The organism is Gemmata algarum, assembly GCF_034097035.1.
In the GTDB taxonomy this organism is placed as follows: Bacteria; Planctomycetota; Planctomycetia; order Gemmatales; family Gemmataceae; genus Gemmata; species Gemmata algarum.
In genome coordinates, this window is the sequence record NZ_JAXBLV010000206.1 from 20,748 (window position 1) to 36,894 (window position 16,147).

The 16,147-nt window shown below is 69.6% G+C and carries 11 protein-coding genes; 1 reads left to right on the forward strand and 10 read right to left on the reverse strand.

Annotated features, from left to right (window positions below; all coding sequences use genetic code 11):
• Positions 1–126 precede the first annotated feature (126 nt).
• Complete coding sequence (locus R5W23_RS23430) at positions 127–3,741, forward strand: outer membrane protein assembly factor BamB family protein (RefSeq protein WP_320688399.1); 3,615 nt, start codon at positions 127–129, stop codon at positions 3,739–3,741.
• Positions 3,742–3,781: 40 nt separating this feature from the next.
• On the opposite strand, the gene R5W23_RS23435 is transcribed toward R5W23_RS23430, so the two are convergent.
• From R5W23_RS23435 to cpaB, 10 genes are all read right to left on the reverse strand, one after another.
• Positions 3,782–4,654 carry a tetratricopeptide repeat protein gene (locus R5W23_RS23435; protein WP_320688400.1) on the reverse strand — a complete coding sequence of 291 codons (873 nt, stop codon included), beginning with the start codon at positions 4,652–4,654 and terminating at the stop codon, positions 3,782–3,784.
• A 41-nt stretch (positions 4,655–4,695) separates the two neighbouring features.
• Positions 4,696–6,045, reverse strand: a complete 1,350-nt coding sequence (locus R5W23_RS23440; RefSeq protein WP_261188389.1) for an ATPase — start codon at positions 6,043–6,045, stop codon at positions 4,696–4,698.
• Between the two features lie 115 nt (positions 6,046–6,160).
• Positions 6,161–6,388: a hypothetical protein gene (locus R5W23_RS23445; protein WP_261188390.1), complete on the reverse strand. Its 228-nt coding sequence runs from the start codon at positions 6,386–6,388 to the stop codon at positions 6,161–6,163.
• Between the two features lie 113 nt (positions 6,389–6,501).
• Entirely contained in the window at positions 6,502–7,167 is a 666-nt protein-coding gene (locus R5W23_RS23450) for an OmpA family protein (protein WP_320688401.1), read from the reverse strand.
• A gap of 129 nt (positions 7,168–7,296) precedes the next feature.
• The gene (locus R5W23_RS23455; protein WP_320688402.1) at positions 7,297–8,256 is read right to left on the reverse strand and encodes a type II secretion system F family protein; all 960 of its coding nucleotides are present in this window, start codon (positions 8,254–8,256) and stop codon (positions 7,297–7,299) included.
• Positions 8,257–8,346: 90 nt separating this feature from the next.
• Positions 8,347–9,306 (reverse strand): type II secretion system F family protein, encoded by a 960-nt coding sequence (locus tag R5W23_RS23460; protein ID WP_261188393.1) that lies wholly within the window; start codon positions 9,304–9,306, stop codon positions 8,347–8,349.
• A 138-nt stretch (positions 9,307–9,444) separates the two neighbouring features.
• Complete coding sequence (locus tag R5W23_RS23465) at positions 9,445–10,743, reverse strand: CpaF family protein (protein ID WP_407936159.1); 1,299 nt, start codon at positions 10,741–10,743, stop codon at positions 9,445–9,447.
• A gap of 172 nt (positions 10,744–10,915) precedes the next feature.
• Entirely contained in the window at positions 10,916–12,133 is a 1,218-nt protein-coding gene (locus R5W23_RS23470; RefSeq protein ID WP_261188395.1) for an AAA family ATPase, read from the reverse strand.
• A 246-nt stretch (positions 12,134–12,379) separates the two neighbouring features.
• Positions 12,380–14,113 carry a type II and III secretion system protein family protein gene (locus R5W23_RS23475; protein WP_320688403.1) on the reverse strand — a complete coding sequence of 578 codons (1,734 nt, stop codon included), beginning with the start codon at positions 14,111–14,113 and terminating at the stop codon, positions 12,380–12,382.
• A gap of 213 nt (positions 14,114–14,326) precedes the next feature.
• A complete protein-coding gene (gene cpaB, locus R5W23_RS23480; protein ID WP_320688404.1) occupies positions 14,327–15,646 on the reverse strand; it encodes a Flp pilus assembly protein CpaB in 1,320 nt (439 codons plus the stop codon).
• Positions 15,647–16,147 lie beyond the last annotated feature (501 nt).

The following is a 16,147-nucleotide window of genomic DNA, read 5'->3' on the forward strand; positions in this document are numbered from 1 at the left end:
ACAGGGTACCGCGTGTCGCCGGTTCCGCGTTTCGGGGCGAAAAAGGCGGTTCACCCGGGAAGCGGTTGGGACTTAGAATAGGCCCATCGCCGCTCGTCCCACTTGTTCCGCCCCACGAGGCACCCAGTGTCGATCGTTGCCCAGTGCCCGCACTGCGAAACGCGCTTCACCCTCCAGTCGGAGATGAGCGGGAAGTCGATGCGGTGCCCGAACCTGGAGTGCCGCCAGGTGTTCACGGTGCGGCCGATGGTCGCCACCGCGCCGCCGGCGCCCGAGCCACCCCCGGTCCCGAAACCGGAGCCCAAACCCGCACCGAGAGCGGAGCCCAAGCCCGCGCCGAAAAAGCCGCCCAAACCGGCCGAGCCCGAAATCGTCGAGGCCGCGATCGTGACCGCGGCGGTCGTCAAGCCGCCCAAGGTGAAAGAGGTCGTGTGGTCCGAAGGGACCGACGTACCGCCCCCGAAGAAAGACAAGAAGCCGCTCAAACCCGCACCCGCGGACGACCCGGACGACGGGATCGTTGTCCGGAAGAAAAAGAAGAAGAGCAACCGCGCCCCGCTGCTCCTCGCGGGCATGGGAATTTTCATCGTCGCGGCGCTCGGGTTCGCGATCGTTTACATCTTGCAGACCGAGGGGAAGAAGGAAGAGCAACTCGCGAAGAGCGCCCAAGAGGAGTACCAGAAGGCCGAATACGCCGCCGCCGGCAAGCTGTACGAAAAGCTCGTGCAGGATTACCCGGGCAGTGATCGGGTCAACAAGTACAAGTTCTTTGCCGACCTGTCGTCCACGCAAGTGACCGTCCGCGCGGTGACCAACCGCCAGGACTACGAGCCGGCCCTGAAGCGGTTCGCGGCGTTCCTCGAATCGCACAAGAGCTCCCCGCTGACGAAACCGACCGAGTACGGCCGCGACGTGCTCGAGGCCGGCAAAAAGCTGTGCGAAGACATCGCCGAGTACGCCGGCGACCGGGTCACGGCTTACCAGGCGGACCGCGCCAAGTCCGAGGAGCTGTCGCAGGCGGACGCGGCCGTCGCCAAGGGGCGCGAGCTCGTCGCGGCGCTCGACCCGCTCCGCGGCCCGGACGACCAGCCCCTGGACAAGTTGAAAGGGCGCCTCGACCAGGCGGAGAAAAGCGTCCAGCGGGAGCGGGCCCGCACGGCCGCCTTCGCGCGAGCCAAGGCGCAGCTCGAGGCCCCCACCGACGCACTCATCCTGAGCGCGGAAGCCGAGCTCAGGGCCGCGGGCTTCATCGACGACCCTGAGGTGCGGGCGCTCGTTGCGACCGCGAAGGGGAACCTCCGCAAGCTGGTTCGCTACACGGACGACCCGGCCCCCCCGGAGCCGGTCCCGCCGACCACGGCCGCGTCGCTGCTGTTCGTCACCCCGGTCGGCAAAACCAAGCTGCACGAAGCCGGTGTCGGGGCCGCGCCCCCGACCGTATTCCTGTGCGTGGCCCGCGGCATCCTGTACGCGCTCGACGAGGACACCGGGACCCTCCTGTGGGCCACGCGGGTCGGGGCCGACATCACCGACCCGCCCGTTGTGACCCGGGTGACGCTGGCCGGCGGGCCGACCGACATCGCCGTCGTCGCGTCCAACGTGGGCGGGTCCGCGGCGGTGTCGGGGCACGCCCTGAAAACGGGCGCGCCGCTCTGGTACCAGCCCCTTCCGGCCCCCGCCGGCCCGGCGGTGGTTGTGGGGGGGCGGGCGTTCGTGCCGCTCCGGGACCCCGAGGGGACCGTGTACGAGTTCGACCTCGCCACCGGGCAGCGGATCGGGCACATTCGCCTGGGGCAAACCCTGGCCGAGAACGGGGCCGTCCTCCGCCCCGGAACGAACCTGCTGTACGTCGCGGCCGAGGCGCGGCGGCTGTACGTCATCGACGCGGGCGGCAAGGACGACGGCGGCAACCGCATCAACCCGCGGTGCGTTCAAATCGTCGCCACCGGGCACCTCGCCGGCACCCTGCGCGTGCCGCCGCTGTTCGTCGGCCCCGAGGGCACCGACCCGGCCGACCGGTGGCTCATCCTTTCGCAGTCCCACGGCCCCACGGTCACCAACCTGCGGGCCTTCCCGGTCGGAACCGTCGAGCCCCCGCCCGACGGCGCGACGGTCCCGGAAGCGCCCGCGGCCCCGGCGGCCGAGGTACCGGTCCCGGGGTGGGTGTGGTACCCGCCGGTGTGCGACGGCGAGCGCCTCGCCGTCGCGTCGGACACCGGGCAGTTCCGCGTGTTCGGTGTGAACCAACCCGGGAACCTGGACAAGCCTCTGTTTCCGATGGCGGCGCCCGCGCTCCCGGGCACGCCGGACGACCGGCCCGTGCGCGGGCTGGTGATCCCGGTTGGGGAGTCGGAGTACTGGCTGCTGGCCGGGGGGCACTTGCAGCGGGCGCGGCTCGTGCTCGTTCCGAACAAAGGACAAGACGTCGTACTGGCCGGGACGCGGGCCGGCGTCGGCGAGCCGGTTCACGGCCCGCAGCTCAGCGCGCGAAAGGACGCGGCGTGTCTGGTCGTGCGGTCGGCGAACTCGTCCGGGTGCCGCGCGGTGGCGTTCGACCTGCGCACCGGCGAAGTGCGGTGGCAGCGCCAGCTCGGGTTGGTGCCCGCCAAGCTGTCGTCGGCCGAACGGTGTGCCGGTCCCGTGCCTCAGGGCGACTCCTTCGTGCTGGTGGACGAAGATGGTGGCATCGTGGTCGTGCCCGTGGCGGGCGAGGTCGCCGCGAGCCAGTCGCTCGCGGCGAAACCGGAGTGGGTGATCGCGTCGGCGCCGCCGGGCGCCAGCGGGCCGACCGTGGTGGCCGCCGCGGCGGACGGACAAACGGTGTTCGCGGTCACCCCCGTTACAGCCAAGGGCGGCCCCAAGTTCGTGGTCCGGCGCGTCGCGGGCGGGAAGCTGCTGGGTGAGGACGAGGTCGGCGCCCCCGGCGAGTTGGCCGGTCAGCCCGCGGTGGTGGGAGGGGCCTTGCACATCCCGGCGGCCGACGGGTTCGTGCACCGGTTCATTCCGGGGGCCGGGGTGACCGCGCCGGCCGCACTGATTGCGGGGCCGAAGTGGCGCGGCGACCGGCCCGCCGCGGCAGCGGTCTGTGGCATCACCCCGCTGTCTGATACGACGTTCGTGACCTCCGACGGCGGGAAGAAGCTCACCCGTTGGGAGTGGCCCCCGGGGGCCAACGCGGCCCGTCGAGAACTCGGCGAATGGGTGCTGCGTGAGGCGGTCGCGGGTCCGGGGGCCGTGGTGCCGGGTGAAGCCGACGGCCCGCCGCGGCTGATTGTCGGCGACGTGAGCGGGAGCGTGTGGATGTTCGCGTCCGACAAGTCCGGCGCGCCGCTCCGGCGGTGGAGAGCGGGCGGCGCGCGCCTGCCCGCCGGGAAGCTGAGCTCCGGGCTCGCGGTTCAAACCGGTGAGGGCAACAGAGCCGCGGTCGCTTACGTCGTGGACGGTAAAGCGGTCGGGGCAATCGACCCCGACCGCGACGAGCCGCTCTGGACGGTGCCCCTCAGCGAGGACGCGAGCGGCACACCCGTCGGGGACCCGCAACCGGCGGGGGCGAACCGGTGGGTGGTCACCGACCTGGCCGGGCGGGTGCGGGTGCTCGACGGCGCGACCGGAGCGGCCCTCGACACCAAGAGCGTGGGGCTGCCCGGGGCGGTCCCCGCGGCGGCGAGCGGGGTCGCCGGCGGTACCGCGCTGGTCCCCCTGTCGGACGGCTCCGCGGCGCTCATCGAACTCAAGAAATAGCGGAGTGACGGGTTCGCCCCGCGGGCCGAGCCCGTCCGGGCTACGGCGCGGGCTGCTCGCCGGACGCCTGCCGCACCTGCTCGGGCTCGGTCGCCCCGCGCGGCTGGGTGAGCTCGGTGAGGAAGTCGCGGGCCGGAACGTAATTCGGGTCCGCTTGCGTGGCGAGCTGGAGCTGCTGCTTGCTGTGCTCCGGGTACCCCAGGTGGTCGAGCAGCCCCGCGAGGTTGTGCCGGGCTTGCGCCTCGGGCATGATCTGGCTCAGCGTGGCGAGGGCCTCGTCCCACTTGCCGACCCGGGCCTGACAGAACCCGAGGAACTTCTTCACGTCGCGGTTCTCGGGGTCCATGTGGGTGAGCGCGAACTGGCACCACGCCACCGCCCCGGGCCAGTCCTTCCACCGGGCGTGCGCGATCGCCACCTCGTGCGCCACCTTGACGTCTTTTGGGTAGGTGGTCAGGTACTTCTTGTACGCCTCGAGCGCCTTCTCCTTCTCCCCGACCTTCGCGTAGAAGCGGGCGATCCCGAGCATGGCGATCGGGCTCTTCGGGTCTTGTTTGAGCGCCTTCTGGTACCCCTCGCGGGCCATGTCGAGTAGCGGCTCCCGGCTGCCCGGCGCGGTCTTCTCGTCGAACGCGGCGTCCAGGCGCACGTCGGCGAGGGCCACAAGCGTTTCCGCCTTGGGGGGCTCCGTCGACGGCGGCGGGGTCAGCTCCACCGCCCCCGGCGGCGGGGCCGCGCTCGAGCCCCCGCCCCACATCGATTTGGCCGTGGCGGTAGGGGCGGGTGCGGGGGCGCCGGTCGTGTTCGGCATCTGGCCGAACGGCGACGGCTGCACCGCGTTGCGGTTGCACCCGAGCGCGGCGGCGACGGCGCACCCGAACGCGAGCCATCGGAAAGAAACTCGGCCGTCCATGGCCCACCTCGAATATGTGTTCGCGCTCCGACGCGCCCGGGTCACGTGAACTCGGCGATGAAACTGGCCGAAGCTTCGACCATCAGGTCGCGCGTAAGATGCACGGGTTGCCGTCTGTATCGGCAGATGGACTGGACCGTTTCCAGCAAATCGCGGCAGTCCGACGCCCGCGGCACGCGGCCCTTGGTGTAGTACCGCTCGTACAAGTAATCCACCGCGGCCAGATCGAAGTTCATGCCCAGCCGCTTGCAGTTGGACGCGAAGATCTTCTCGTACACGTCCCGCTGCGGGGCCTGGATGCCCACCTTGTGGCGGATGCGGCGCAAGAACGCGTCGTCCACGAGCGCCTTCGGGTCCAGGTTGGTGCTGAAGATGATGAGCTGCTCGAACGGCACCTGGAACTTCTTGCCGCTGGCGACCGTGAGGAAGTCGTGCCGGTCCTCGAGCGGCAAGATCCACCGGTTCAGCAGGTCCTTGGGGCTGACGAGCTGGCGGCCGAAGTCGTCGATCAGGAACACCCCGCCGTTCGCCTTGAAGTGGATCGGCGCCTGGTAGAACTTCGACTCGGCGCTGTACTTCAGGTCGAGCATCGGCAGGTTCAGTTCGCCGCCGGTGACGATGACGGGCCGCCGGATGCGCACCCACCGCTGGTCCACGGAGCCGGTCGAGAGCAGCTTGCGGACGGCCGCGTCGGCTTCGTCCCCGTACTCGACGGCGGTGTCGTCGATGACGTGCAGCGACGGGTCGAACACCGTGATGATGTTGTTGTCCGCGACGAACGCGTAGGGGATGTAGATGGATCCGCCCGCGGTGTTCATGAAGTCGCCGATGGCCCGCGCCATCGCCGTCTTCCCGTTGCCCGGCGGCCCGTAGATGAACACGCTCCGGCCGCTGATGATGGCCGGGCCGATGTTGTTGAACATGTCCTCCTTCAGCACCAGGTGGCCGAAGGGGGCCTTTAGCGCCTCGGGGTAGCACGTGAGGCCGGTCACGGTCTGGCGGTAGCACTGCTCGACGTAGTCCTCGAGCGGCACCGGCGCCGGCCCGACGTACGCGCACTGCTCCATCGCGGCCCGGGCGCGGTCCCGCCCCAGGTCCGTCAGGCTGAACCGGTAGCTCACCTCGCCCACGAGGTCGCCGCCGTCCACCTGGATCAGCTTCTCGTCCTTCAAGAACCGGAGCGGCTCGCGGATCACCTTGAACGGCAGGCACAGGAACTGCCCCAGGTCGCGCCCGAGCATCACCCCGCGGGTGTAGATCGTGCGGAGCAGCATGTCGCAGATGAAGCCCTGCGTCAGCCCCGACTCTTTGAGCGACTCGGGCGACGCCGGCGCCTCCGGCGCCGGGTTCCCGTCCCAGTCCGCGACGACCGCGCTGCGGCTCAGACCCATGTTGCACCAATTCGGAGTGCGAAATTCGGAACGCGGATTGAAAGCACGAAGCACGCAGAATCCGGCGCGCGGAATTGGGAGCGGCGTTTATGCCGCACTCCGCACGCCGCAACGCTCACTTCCGCCACTTCCCGCGGGTGATGATGAACAGGCACACGGCGCCGAAGCCGAGCGCGGCCATCACCACGCCGTTCTGCTGCTTCAGGAGCCCGGTCCAGTACTCGTAGAACTCGGTGCCGTACCCCGCGACGAGCGCGCCGGGTTCGGCCGCACCGGCGGGCAGGGCGGCGGTCAGCGCCGCGCCGGCGGCCAGCGCGAACGGGAGGATCGGTCGGGTGGACATCGTGTGAACCCCGGGTGCGGCGGGCGCGTTAAGCTTAGGACACGAAATCGGGGCCGGGCGCCAACGATTGGCGCCCGGCCCCGGGCGGGTTGTCGGATTGTCCGGGTTTCGGATTACCGCGGGGTCCCGGCGGGCGGCGCGGTCAGGCTGGTGCCGCCGCCCCCGGTGCCGATCGCCGCGCCGTTGGCGGTGCCGGTGCCGCGCGCCCCGGAGTAGTTCAGGGCCGAGGTGCGGTAGGCGCCGGTCGCGAACTCGGCGTTGACGCCCGGGGTGGACGGGTTGTGGACCGCGACCTCGTACTGGACCGGGGCGTAGGCGGGCACCGTCGCCAGGTACTTCTGAACCGCCGCGGCGCGCTTGGCGTCGAGCTCGGCCCGCAGCTCGACGATCTTGTCCGCGTTCGCGTCGGTCAGCAGGATGTCATCGGTCGCGGCCTGGATGTACAGCTTCGGGTCCGGCGCCGGGCGGGTGCGGGCGATCGAGTCCAGCTTGGCCGTGCCGGCCGGCGTGAGCTTGTCGGTACCCTGCTCGAAGTAGTAGGTGTAGATGGTCTGGTTCAGCACGTGCCCGTTGTGCACCTGCTGCGCGAACGGGGCGATCGTCGCCTGCCGGGCGGCGTGGTTGTACCGCTCCGGGTAGCACGGGTCCACGTAGTTGCGGTACCGGTCCCCGAGGGTGGCGTCGCCGCCCCGGTGGGCGCCGGTGCCCACGCACCCGACGGACCCGAGCCCGGCGGTCAGAACCGCGGCCGCGGCGGCCGCGCGCATCGACTTGGTCATCGCACTCTCCTCCTTGAGAACGAAATCGGGCGTCCTGCCCGGCTACGATCACTCTGTCACAAGGGCGTTCGTCGGTTCCGCCCGGTTGAGCCGCGGCCCCGCCCCGCGGCCCGTCCCCCCTGGCAGCCGCTAGCCCGGCTTCAGCAGGTTCTTGTAGATCTGGATGGCCGCGGGGCCGACCAGCACCACGAAGATCGACGGGAAGATGAACAGCACCAGCGGGAAGATCAGTTGCACCGCGGTCTTGGCGGCCTTCTCCTCGGCGATCTGCCGCCGGCGCACCCGCATCGAGTCGGACTGCACCCGCAGCGCCTGGGCGATGCTGGACCCGAACCGGTCCGCCTGGATCAGGATCGCGGCCAGCGACCGCACGTCGTCCACCCCGGTCCGCACGCCCAGGTCGTGGAGCACCTCGCGGCGCGGGCGGCCCATCTGGAGCTGGAGGTTCGCCAGCGAGAACTCCTCGCAGATGGTCTTCGCGTGCCCCTTCATCTCGTCCGTCACCTTCCGCAGCGCGGCGTCGAGGCCGAGCCCGGACTCGACGCACACCACCAGCAGGTCCAGCGCGTCGGGCAGGGTCAGGAAGATCTCCTTCTGCCGCGTGCTCCGCAGGTGGTACAGGCCGAGCTGCGGGAGGTAGAACCCGAGCCCGCCGAGGGCCACCGTCCATTCAATCGACTTCAGGGTGAACCCGTCTTTGAGCAAGAAGAAGAAAAGCGCGGGAAGGAGGAACACGACCAGGCAAACTACGCGGATGCCCTGGTACACGCCCGCCGCGTTCTCGCTCCGGAACCCGGCGTTGGCGAGCTGGATGCGGATCGAGTTCTTCTCCAGCTCGGTGCGCGGCTCCATCACCCCGCCCAGGTTGGAGAACGCGTCCTTGATCCCCTTGAACCGGTTGCCGCTCTCGCCCTGCGACATCTCGATCTCGACCAGCGACTTGGGCCGGCCGATCCGCTCCAGCCGCTCCTCGGCTTGGCTGTTGCGGCTGGAGATCAGCGACAGCACCCAGAACGTGCCCGCCATGATGGCGACGAACACGAGGATCGGTGCGAGTTCGGCGGCGGACAACAGCGCGAGCAGTTCCACAGGTGGCTCCGGGTGCGTGTCTGGCGTTTCGGCTGTCGGCGCGGCGGCTTCGTGCGCGGGGCGGGGGGACGAAGCGCCGCGCGCCGGCCGTTAAACCTTAATGTCCACAATCTTCTTGATGGCGTAGGAGCCGATGAGCATCAGCACGACCGCCCCGATCGACATCTTGATCCCGAGGTCGTCCTTCCACAGCATCTCGACGTAGTCCGGCTTGGTCCACAGCATCATGACGAACAGGCCGATCGGCAGGGCGATCAGCACCACGCCCGAGAGCCGGCCCTCGGCGGTCAGCGCCTTCACCTGCCCGAGGATCTTGAACCGCTCGCGGATGATGTGCCCGATCCGGTCGAGGATCTCGGCCAGGTCGCCGCCGGTCTGGCGCTGGATCGCCACCGAGGTGACGAAGAACTTCAGGTCCAGGTTCGGCACCCGGTCGCACATGCCCTTGAGCGCCTCCTCCAGCGGGATGCCGAGGTTCTGCTCCTCGTACACCCGGCCGAACTCCTTGCAAATGGGGGCCGGCATCTCCTCCGCCACCACGTGCATGCCCGCGGCCAGCGAGTGGCCGGCGCGGAGCGCCCGGGCCACCAGCTCCATCGCGTCCGGGAGCTGGGCCGCGAACGCCTTGAGCCGCGACGAGCGCTTCATGTGCAGCCACAGCCACGGCAGCGCGAAGCACGTCAGCGCCCCGATCGGGAGCACGTACAGGTTCACCAGCCAGATGCTCATCGCCGCGCCGAGCACGCTCAGCCCCAGCGAGATCCCGAACAGGGCGCTGGGCTTGATGTTGCAGTCGGCCTGCTCGAAGGTCTTCGTGAGGTTGAAGAACTCCGGCATCAGCTTGTCCATCAGCGTCTTCTTGTCCACCTCCTGCAGCGCCTGCTTGAGCAGCATGTCGGCGGACGAGTCCTTCCGCGTGCTGCGGCCGACCAGCTGGTCGAGGCGGTCGGCCGCGGCCCCGTCCGGGTTGGCGCGCAGCGCGAGGTACAGCAGGGCGACCATCGCGATCACCAGGCCGCCGATCAGGACCGGAAGGAGGAGCGTGCTCATCGGGGTCAACCTTGGGAGTTCGGGCGGCGGGGCGCGGGCGGCGGGGCGCGGACCCGCGTCCCCCGTAGCCCCGCCCGGTCTTCTGGCCGTTGTCTCGTGTGTGCCGTTCGCGGCTCGCCGTTGCGAATTCGGTCCCGGTCAGTCGCGCATCAGGATGCGCTCGGCGAACATGTTGCTGGGCAGCTTCACGCCCTTCGACTCGAGCCGGTTGATGAACGTCGGCCGCACCCCGGTGGCCTCGAACTGGCCGTACGCGCGGCCGTTCTGGTCGATCCCGAGCTGCTTGTACCGGAACACTTCCTGCATGATGATGATGTCCTGCTCCATGTTCATCACTTCCGTGATGTGGGTGATCTTGCGGGGGCCGCCCTGGAGCCGGTTGGCCTGGATGATGAGGTCGATGGCGGAGCTGACCTGCTGCCGCATCGCCTTCACCGGCAGCTCGAACCCGCCCATCATGATCATCGTCTCGAGGCGGGTGAGGGCCTCGCGCGGGGTGTTCGCGTGGAGCGTCGCCAGCGACCCGCCGTGGCCCGTGTTCATGGCCTGGAGCATGTCCAGCGCCTCGGACCCGCGGACCTCGCCGATGATGATCCGCTCGGGCCGCATGCGCAGCGCGTTCCGCACGCAGTCGCGGGTGCTCACCGCCCCCTTGCCCTCGATGTTGGGCGGGCGCGTCTCGAGCCGCACCACGTGGTCCTGCTGGAGCTGGAGCTCGGCCGCGTCCTCGATGGTGACCACCCGCTCGTCGCCCGGGATGAAGCTCGACAGCGTGTTCAGCAGGGTGGTCTTACCGCACCCGGTGCCGCCGGAGATGAGCACGTTGAGGCGGGCCTTGATGCACGCCTCCATCAGCATCGCCATCTCGGGCGTGAACGCCTTGTAGTTCAGCAGGTCCTCGAGCTTCAGCGGGTTCGCCCCGAACCGCCGGATCGAGAGGCTCGGGCCGTCCAGGGCGATGGGCGGGATCACGGCGTTCACGCGGGACCCGTCCGGGAGCCGCGCGTCCACCATGGGGCTGGTCTCGTCCACCCGCCGGCCGATCTTCGACACGATGCGGTCGATGATCTGCATCAGGTGGTCGTTGTCCCGGAACTTGACGTCGGTCTTCTCGAGCTTGCCGCGCCGCTCCACGTAGCACTTGTGCGGCCCGTTCACCAGGATGTCCGAGATGGTCGGGTCCTTGAGCAGCACCTCCAGCGGCCCGAACCCGAGGGTCTCGTCGAGCACCTCCTCGATCAGCTTCTCCCGCTCGATGCGGTTGAGCAGCGGGTTCTCGGTGTCGCACAGGTGCTCGATGACGCGGCGGATGTCGCGCCGCATCGCGTCCGAGGACAGGTCCTTGACGCGGGTGAAGTCGAGCCGCTCGACCAGCTTGGAGTGGATCTGGCGCTTCAGCTCGTCGAAGTTCTTGCCCCCGCCCCCCGGCCCGGCCATGCTCGGGCTGGACAGCCGCGAGATGCCGCTCGGGCCGCCGCCGGCGTTCAGGCTGTTGAGCTTCGAAATGCCCTGTTGGAGTCGGCTCATTGGTGTTCGGTATTTGGTGTCCGGTGTCCGGTGTCCGGCGCGTCACGTCCGGGCCGCTCGGGGGAGGCCCGGCGCGCAAACGTTAGCGCTTGCCGAAGAAGCCCCAGCCGCCCTTGCTGCCCTTCGCGTCGCCGCCCCCGACGGGCTTCCCGTACAGGGCCTGCGTGAGCCCGTAGATGCTCTGCTGCACCCGGCTCTTGGGCGCGTGCTTCACCAGCGGGTGCCCGGCCACGCGGGCGCCGATGACGGCCTTCGTGTCGTTGGGCACCTGCCAGAAGATCGGCTTGCCGATCACCTCCTCGGCCTTCTTCAGGCTGATCCCCTCCTCGACCGAGTCGGCCCCCTGCCGGTTGATCACCACGCGGATCTTGTCGGCCAGGTTCTCCTCGCCGCCGAGGCAGTGGATCAGCCGGACCACGTTCCGCAGGCTGCTCAGCTCGAGCTGGGCCACGAGGATGATCATGTCCGCCATGCGCAGCGCCATCAGGTCGGTCGGCAGCAGGCACTTGCTGAGGTCGAGGACCAGGTGCGTGTAGCTGATCTTCAGCAGGTTCAGCACCCGCTCCACGTGCTGCTCGTGGATCAGCCCCACCTCGGCGATCTCCAGCGGGTGGCGCAGGATCGCGAGCCCGGTGGGCTCGTGCTTGGCCATCGCCCGCTTGAGGAAGTTCATGTCCAGCCGCTCGATGTTCCGGGCCAGGTCCGAGATGCTGATGTTCTCGAACCCGTTCACCTCCAGCGCGATGTCGGCGTCGCCCAGCGCGAGGTCGAGGTCGATGAGCGCCGCCGCGTTGGTCGGGTCCGAGGCGAGGGTGGCGGCCATGTTGACCGCCAGGGTGGTGGTGCCGACCCCGCCGCGGGAGCCGAGCACCGCGATCATCGACGACGAGCCGGTCTGGCGGGCCGAGGCGGTCCCCCCGGCCGACGGCGCCTCGCCGCCCGCCTCGCCCAGCGCCCGGCGCAGCGCGGCCAGCATGTCCTCGAGCCCGACCGGGTGCGTCAGGAAGTACTTCGCGCCCTTCTGAAGGGACTGGAGGAGGGCCTGGTGGTCGTGGCTGATGGTCAGGATGGGCAGCTTCGGGTGCTCGACGGAGAGCTGCCCGATCATCTGGAGGGCTTTGTTCTTGTCGGCGTCGAGCGTGACGATCACCAGGTCCGGCGTCGAGGCCTGGATCACCTCGAAGAAGTACTCGTAGCGGGCGCACTCGGCCTCGAGCCACACGAAATCCACGCCCAGCAGCAGGGTGCGGAGCGACTCGCGGGTGGATTCCGTGGGGTCGACGATCGCGACGCGTTGCATGGCCGGCACCGGGTGTGTTGTGTCGCGGGGGGACCGTTCCTGTCCGTCACCCCTGGCCCGGCGCCGAGCCGGGGGGGCAGGAAAGGCTAGCACACCATTTTGCCCCGCGCTAACTTTCGACTTATCACGTGGCCGCGGTTCGCCGCCGCCCGAACAGCCGGGGCGAGAGTGGCGGCGGCCGGGGCTCGCCGCTGCTTTCGCCCCGGTCCGCTTCCGGCGCTCGCCAAACCTTTTCGGCTCCGAACCTTAGGGCACCGGGGACCCGCCGACCGGGGGCAGCGGCGGCAGTTGCACCGGGGCCGGCTCGGCCGGCGTCGCCCCGCCCACCGGCGGCAGCGTCATCGGGACGGGGGCCGGGGTCTCGGGCGCGGGAGCGGCCGGCGCGGCGCCCGTCCGAACCGGGGCCGTCGGGGCGACCGGCGGCTGACCCGGTCCCGTCGTGGGGAGCGAGTGCGAGCCGTACTGCGGGGCGATCAGGGCCCCGGCCGTCCCGGGCAGGGGGCTGGCACAGGCCCCGCCGATGCACGGGTACTTGGCCGCGGTCGGGTCGGACTTGTACGGCGCGTTGTAGCACTTGCCGTTCCACACCTTACGCTGCCCGCGGGGCGCCTCGAGCACGTTCTCCAGGAACAGCTCGTAGTCGTCGGGGCTGCGGGTCTCCTGGCCCGGCAGCCGCTTCGGCCCCTGGCACTGGTCCATCGGGTGGACCAGCCGCGGGGTCACCAGGATCACCAGCTCGCTCTCGCGGACCGTGTGCTCCACGCGGCTGAAGTAGGTCCCCGCGAAGGGCAGGTCGCCGAGCACCGGCACCTTCGAGGCTGACGCGTTCACGCTGTTCTGGATCAGCCCGCCGATGGCGAACGTCTGGCCCGACTCCAGCAGCACCGTGGACTGCACGCTCTGCTCCGTGAAGCCCGGGCTGCTGGACCCGTTGATGGTGATCCCGAGCCCCTGGCTCACCGCGGTGATGCGCGGGTTGATGTCCAACCAGATCAGCCCGTTGCCGTACACGATCGGCACCACCGTGAGCTCGGTCCCGAACGGTTGCAGGGTCACGCCGGGGCCGGTGATCCCGGACGACCCGCTGATGATCGCCTGCTGGCCGCCGGCCCGGAAGAACGCCGGGCGGCCGGTCTGGGTCACGACCCGCGGCTCCGCGAGGAACTTCGCCACCCCCTCGGTGCGCAGCGCCCGCAGCGCCCCGAAGAACCGGTTGGGGACCACCGCGAACTGGAAGTTGGAGTCGGGGCTGAAGGTCGCGGTGGTGACGCCGCCGGCCGACTGCACGCCGAGGAGGCCGCTCACCAGGCTGCTGAACGAGAAGCTCCCGCGGCCCGGCAGGGCGAAGTCGAACCCGCGGCTGCGGAGCTGGTTGCGGTCCACCGACGCCACCACGACGTCGATCTGCACCTGCTGCACGCCGCCGATCTGGACGGCGTTGATCACGTTCGCGTTGGCGCCGCCCACGGCGCTGTTCGCGAGCCGCTGGACGATGTCCGCGTCGCTGGGGCTGGTCACGTACCCGCTCAGAACGATCACGTTCCCGAGGCCCGGCTCGACGGTCACGCTGGCGGTGGGCACCGTGTCGCGGATCAGCTTGCGGAGCTGGGCCAGGTCGGGCTTCACCACCACGTCGAACTTGAGCGGCGGCGCGTCCTTCTGGACGATGGTCAGTTGGCTCAGGCCGGCCGTTTTACCGGTCAGCAGCAGTTTGGTCGGGTCGTTCGGGTCCGGGCGCGCGCCCAGCACGTCCTCGCGGCTGTTCAGAATGTCGGTCGGCGGCACCCCGCCTTTGAGCTTCGGGTCGAAGGAGCGGAGCCCGCCGAGCGGCACCACGACCGCGCCGCTCTTGTCGAGGTCCGCCGGGGTGGGGCTCTTGGGGTCGGGCGGTTGACCGGAACCCGTAGTTACAGCCACCAAGCCGAGTGTAATAACGAGCGCCCACGGCAACAACCGCCGGGTGGTACGGTTACGGTGCATCCTGTCACCTCTCCTCGTAGTGAGGGCGGATCGCTCCGCCCCCGCTGCACTGGTGCCGGTTCGGGTGCGGACCCGACCGGGTTCCAATCTCGCGGCGGGTTCGGCCCGCCTGGGCGCCCGTCGGCCTCACAGGTCTTCCTGACCGGTGCGCGGCCGTCGGGTTGTGTCCCCCGGTTGCGATCTCGCCACCACAGCCGGGGAACGGGTGCTTCGTCAGTCGACCTTGCGGTCCCCCTTCGGGGGCTCGGGCGCGTCAGGGGCTTCCGCCTGGTTGGCCCGCTCCGGGGTCAGTTCGGCCACCTTCTTCCACTTGCCCGCGGCCAGCTCCTCGTACCGGTGAATGACGGTCCCGTTGGCCGTGTGGAGCGTCACGTCGAGGGTCTTCCGCTTGGCCACCGGCTTCGGCTGCTCGGCCGGTTTCGGCGGTTCGGCTGGCTTCGGCGGCTCGATCGTCGGCTTCGGCTCGGCGGGCGGCGGCGATGTCTTCGGGCTCTGGATGCCGACCATGCCCGGAGTCACCCACTGGCCCTTTGCCACGCCGGTGCGGAGGAACTGGCCGAGGGCCTCGTTCAGGTCCCCCAGCGCCCCGCCGGCGTACTGCTTGGGCAGGGTCGCCTCCTCGAACTCCTCGCGGATCAGGTCCGCGGTGATCTCGGTGTTCGGCTTGATGTCGCTCTTGGCCACCAGCACCTTGACCATCGGGATCGGGGGCGGCTCCGGCTTCTGCTGCGGCGCCGGGGGCACCTCCTTCGCGGGCGGCTCGGCCTTCGGGGCGGACTCAGTCGGCTCGCCGGACCGGCCCTTGGGAGCGCTCTCGCCCGCGCCGGTCACCTGGGCCGGGTTCTTTTCGTCGGACAGCTTCTTGATCACCTCGTCGATATTGTAAGCCTTGTCACTGTCGATCGACTCTCCCGGGCGCCGCAGCATCAGTTCGATGTTGCAACCGCGGCTCTTGGCCAGCGACAGCAGCAGGGCTTGCTTCTCCTGCACCGCGAACGACACCATGTTCAGGTTCGGGAACGTCCCCTCCTTGCTGTACGCCGTCTCGGTCCCGACCGCGACCACGAGCATGTCGACCAGCAGTGGGAACGCCTCGATCTTGCTCCCCAGCCGCATGGTGGCGTGGACGTTCACCCGGCTCCCCGGCCCGACGAACCCGGCCGCGGCCTGGCCCGCCCCCAACTGGAGCGACACCATGTGGTACCCCTCGGGCAGCGTAATCACCCCGCCCTTACTGAGGTCCTGCGAGTTGATCACCTCCTCGGCCCGGATCGGCCGCGAGAGGCGCTTGTCCACCAGCTCCTCCGGGTTCAGCACCACCGTCGGCGGCAGCCCCTCTTTCGGCCGCTTGACGATCTTGACCGCGGCCTTCAGGTCTTCCTTTCCGAGCATGGTGCCGACCGGCAGGTCCTTGGCCGCGACCACGACCTCCATCTGTTCGATGGGCTTGGCGCTCATCTGTGCGGTCAGGAACGCGGCCACGAGGCCGCACCCGACCGCCACCACCATCAGGATCACGTTCTTCTGCTTCATGGGTGCAAAAACCTCGGGGATTGTTGGTCCAACGGCCCTGCGGCCGCGCCCGGTCGGGCGCTCCGGCGGCGCACGCGCCGCCGGTCCCACTTGGGACGGCACGCGAAGCCCGCTGCTGGTCGAGACCCGAGGCGCCGTCGGTCCGATCCGGTGGTCGAGATCCGGGCGCTCGAAGCGAGAGCGCCGATTCGTCGAATCCTGCCGGCTTTGCCGAACCGATGTGTTGTGACGCCATTCTCCCCGCCCTCTGAATCGACCGGGCGGGTCGGGTTCCTTCAATATTTCGGAGTTTCTGATCTGTGCCGAAAATTCGCAGATTGCCAATTCTATAGCTCACCGCGGCCCGCATCGTGGGAGCGGCTCGATCGATTTTTCTGATTACACTCAACGGTTTGAGGCCGGCCGTGAGTTCCGATCGTCGCGTGCCTCAATGCCGCCCATTACTGTCCGATGGTTCGGGACTCAGGACGATCCGCCGCGCCCCGAACCGGTTCAACAGCC

What these genes read in the sequence shown, in the direction of transcription:
- R5W23_RS23435 (WP_320688400.1), bottom strand. Translation starts at nt 4,654, where the DNA reads ATGGACGGCCGAGTTTCTTTCCGATGGCTCGCGTTCGGGTGCGCCGTC.
- R5W23_RS23440 (WP_261188389.1), bottom strand. Translation starts at nt 6,045, where the DNA reads ATGGGTCTGAGCCGCAGCGCGGTCGTCGCGGACTGGGACGGGAACCCG.
- R5W23_RS23445 (WP_261188390.1), bottom strand. Translation starts at nt 6,388, where the DNA reads ATGTCCACCCGACCGATCCTCCCGTTCGCGCTGGCCGCCGGCGCGGCG.
- R5W23_RS23450 (WP_320688401.1), bottom strand. Translation starts at nt 7,167, where the DNA reads ATGACCAAGTCGATGCGCGCGGCCGCCGCGGCCGCGGTTCTGACCGCC.
- R5W23_RS23460 (WP_261188393.1), bottom strand. Translation starts at nt 9,306, where the DNA reads ATGAGCACGCTCCTCCTTCCGGTCCTGATCGGCGGCCTGGTGATCGCG.
- R5W23_RS23465 (WP_407936159.1), bottom strand. Translation starts at nt 10,743, where the DNA reads ATGGCCGGGCCGGGGGGCGGGGGCAAGAACTTCGACGAGCTGAAGCGC.
- R5W23_RS23470 (WP_261188395.1), bottom strand. Translation starts at nt 12,133, where the DNA reads ATGCAACGCGTCGCGATCGTCGACCCCACGGAATCCACCCGCGAGTCG.
- R5W23_RS23475 (WP_320688403.1), bottom strand. Translation starts at nt 14,113, where the DNA reads ATGCACCGTAACCGTACCACCCGGCGGTTGTTGCCGTGGGCGCTCGTT.
- cpaB (WP_320688404.1), bottom strand. Translation starts at nt 15,646, where the DNA reads ATGAAGCAGAAGAACGTGATCCTGATGGTGGTGGCGGTCGGGTGCGGC.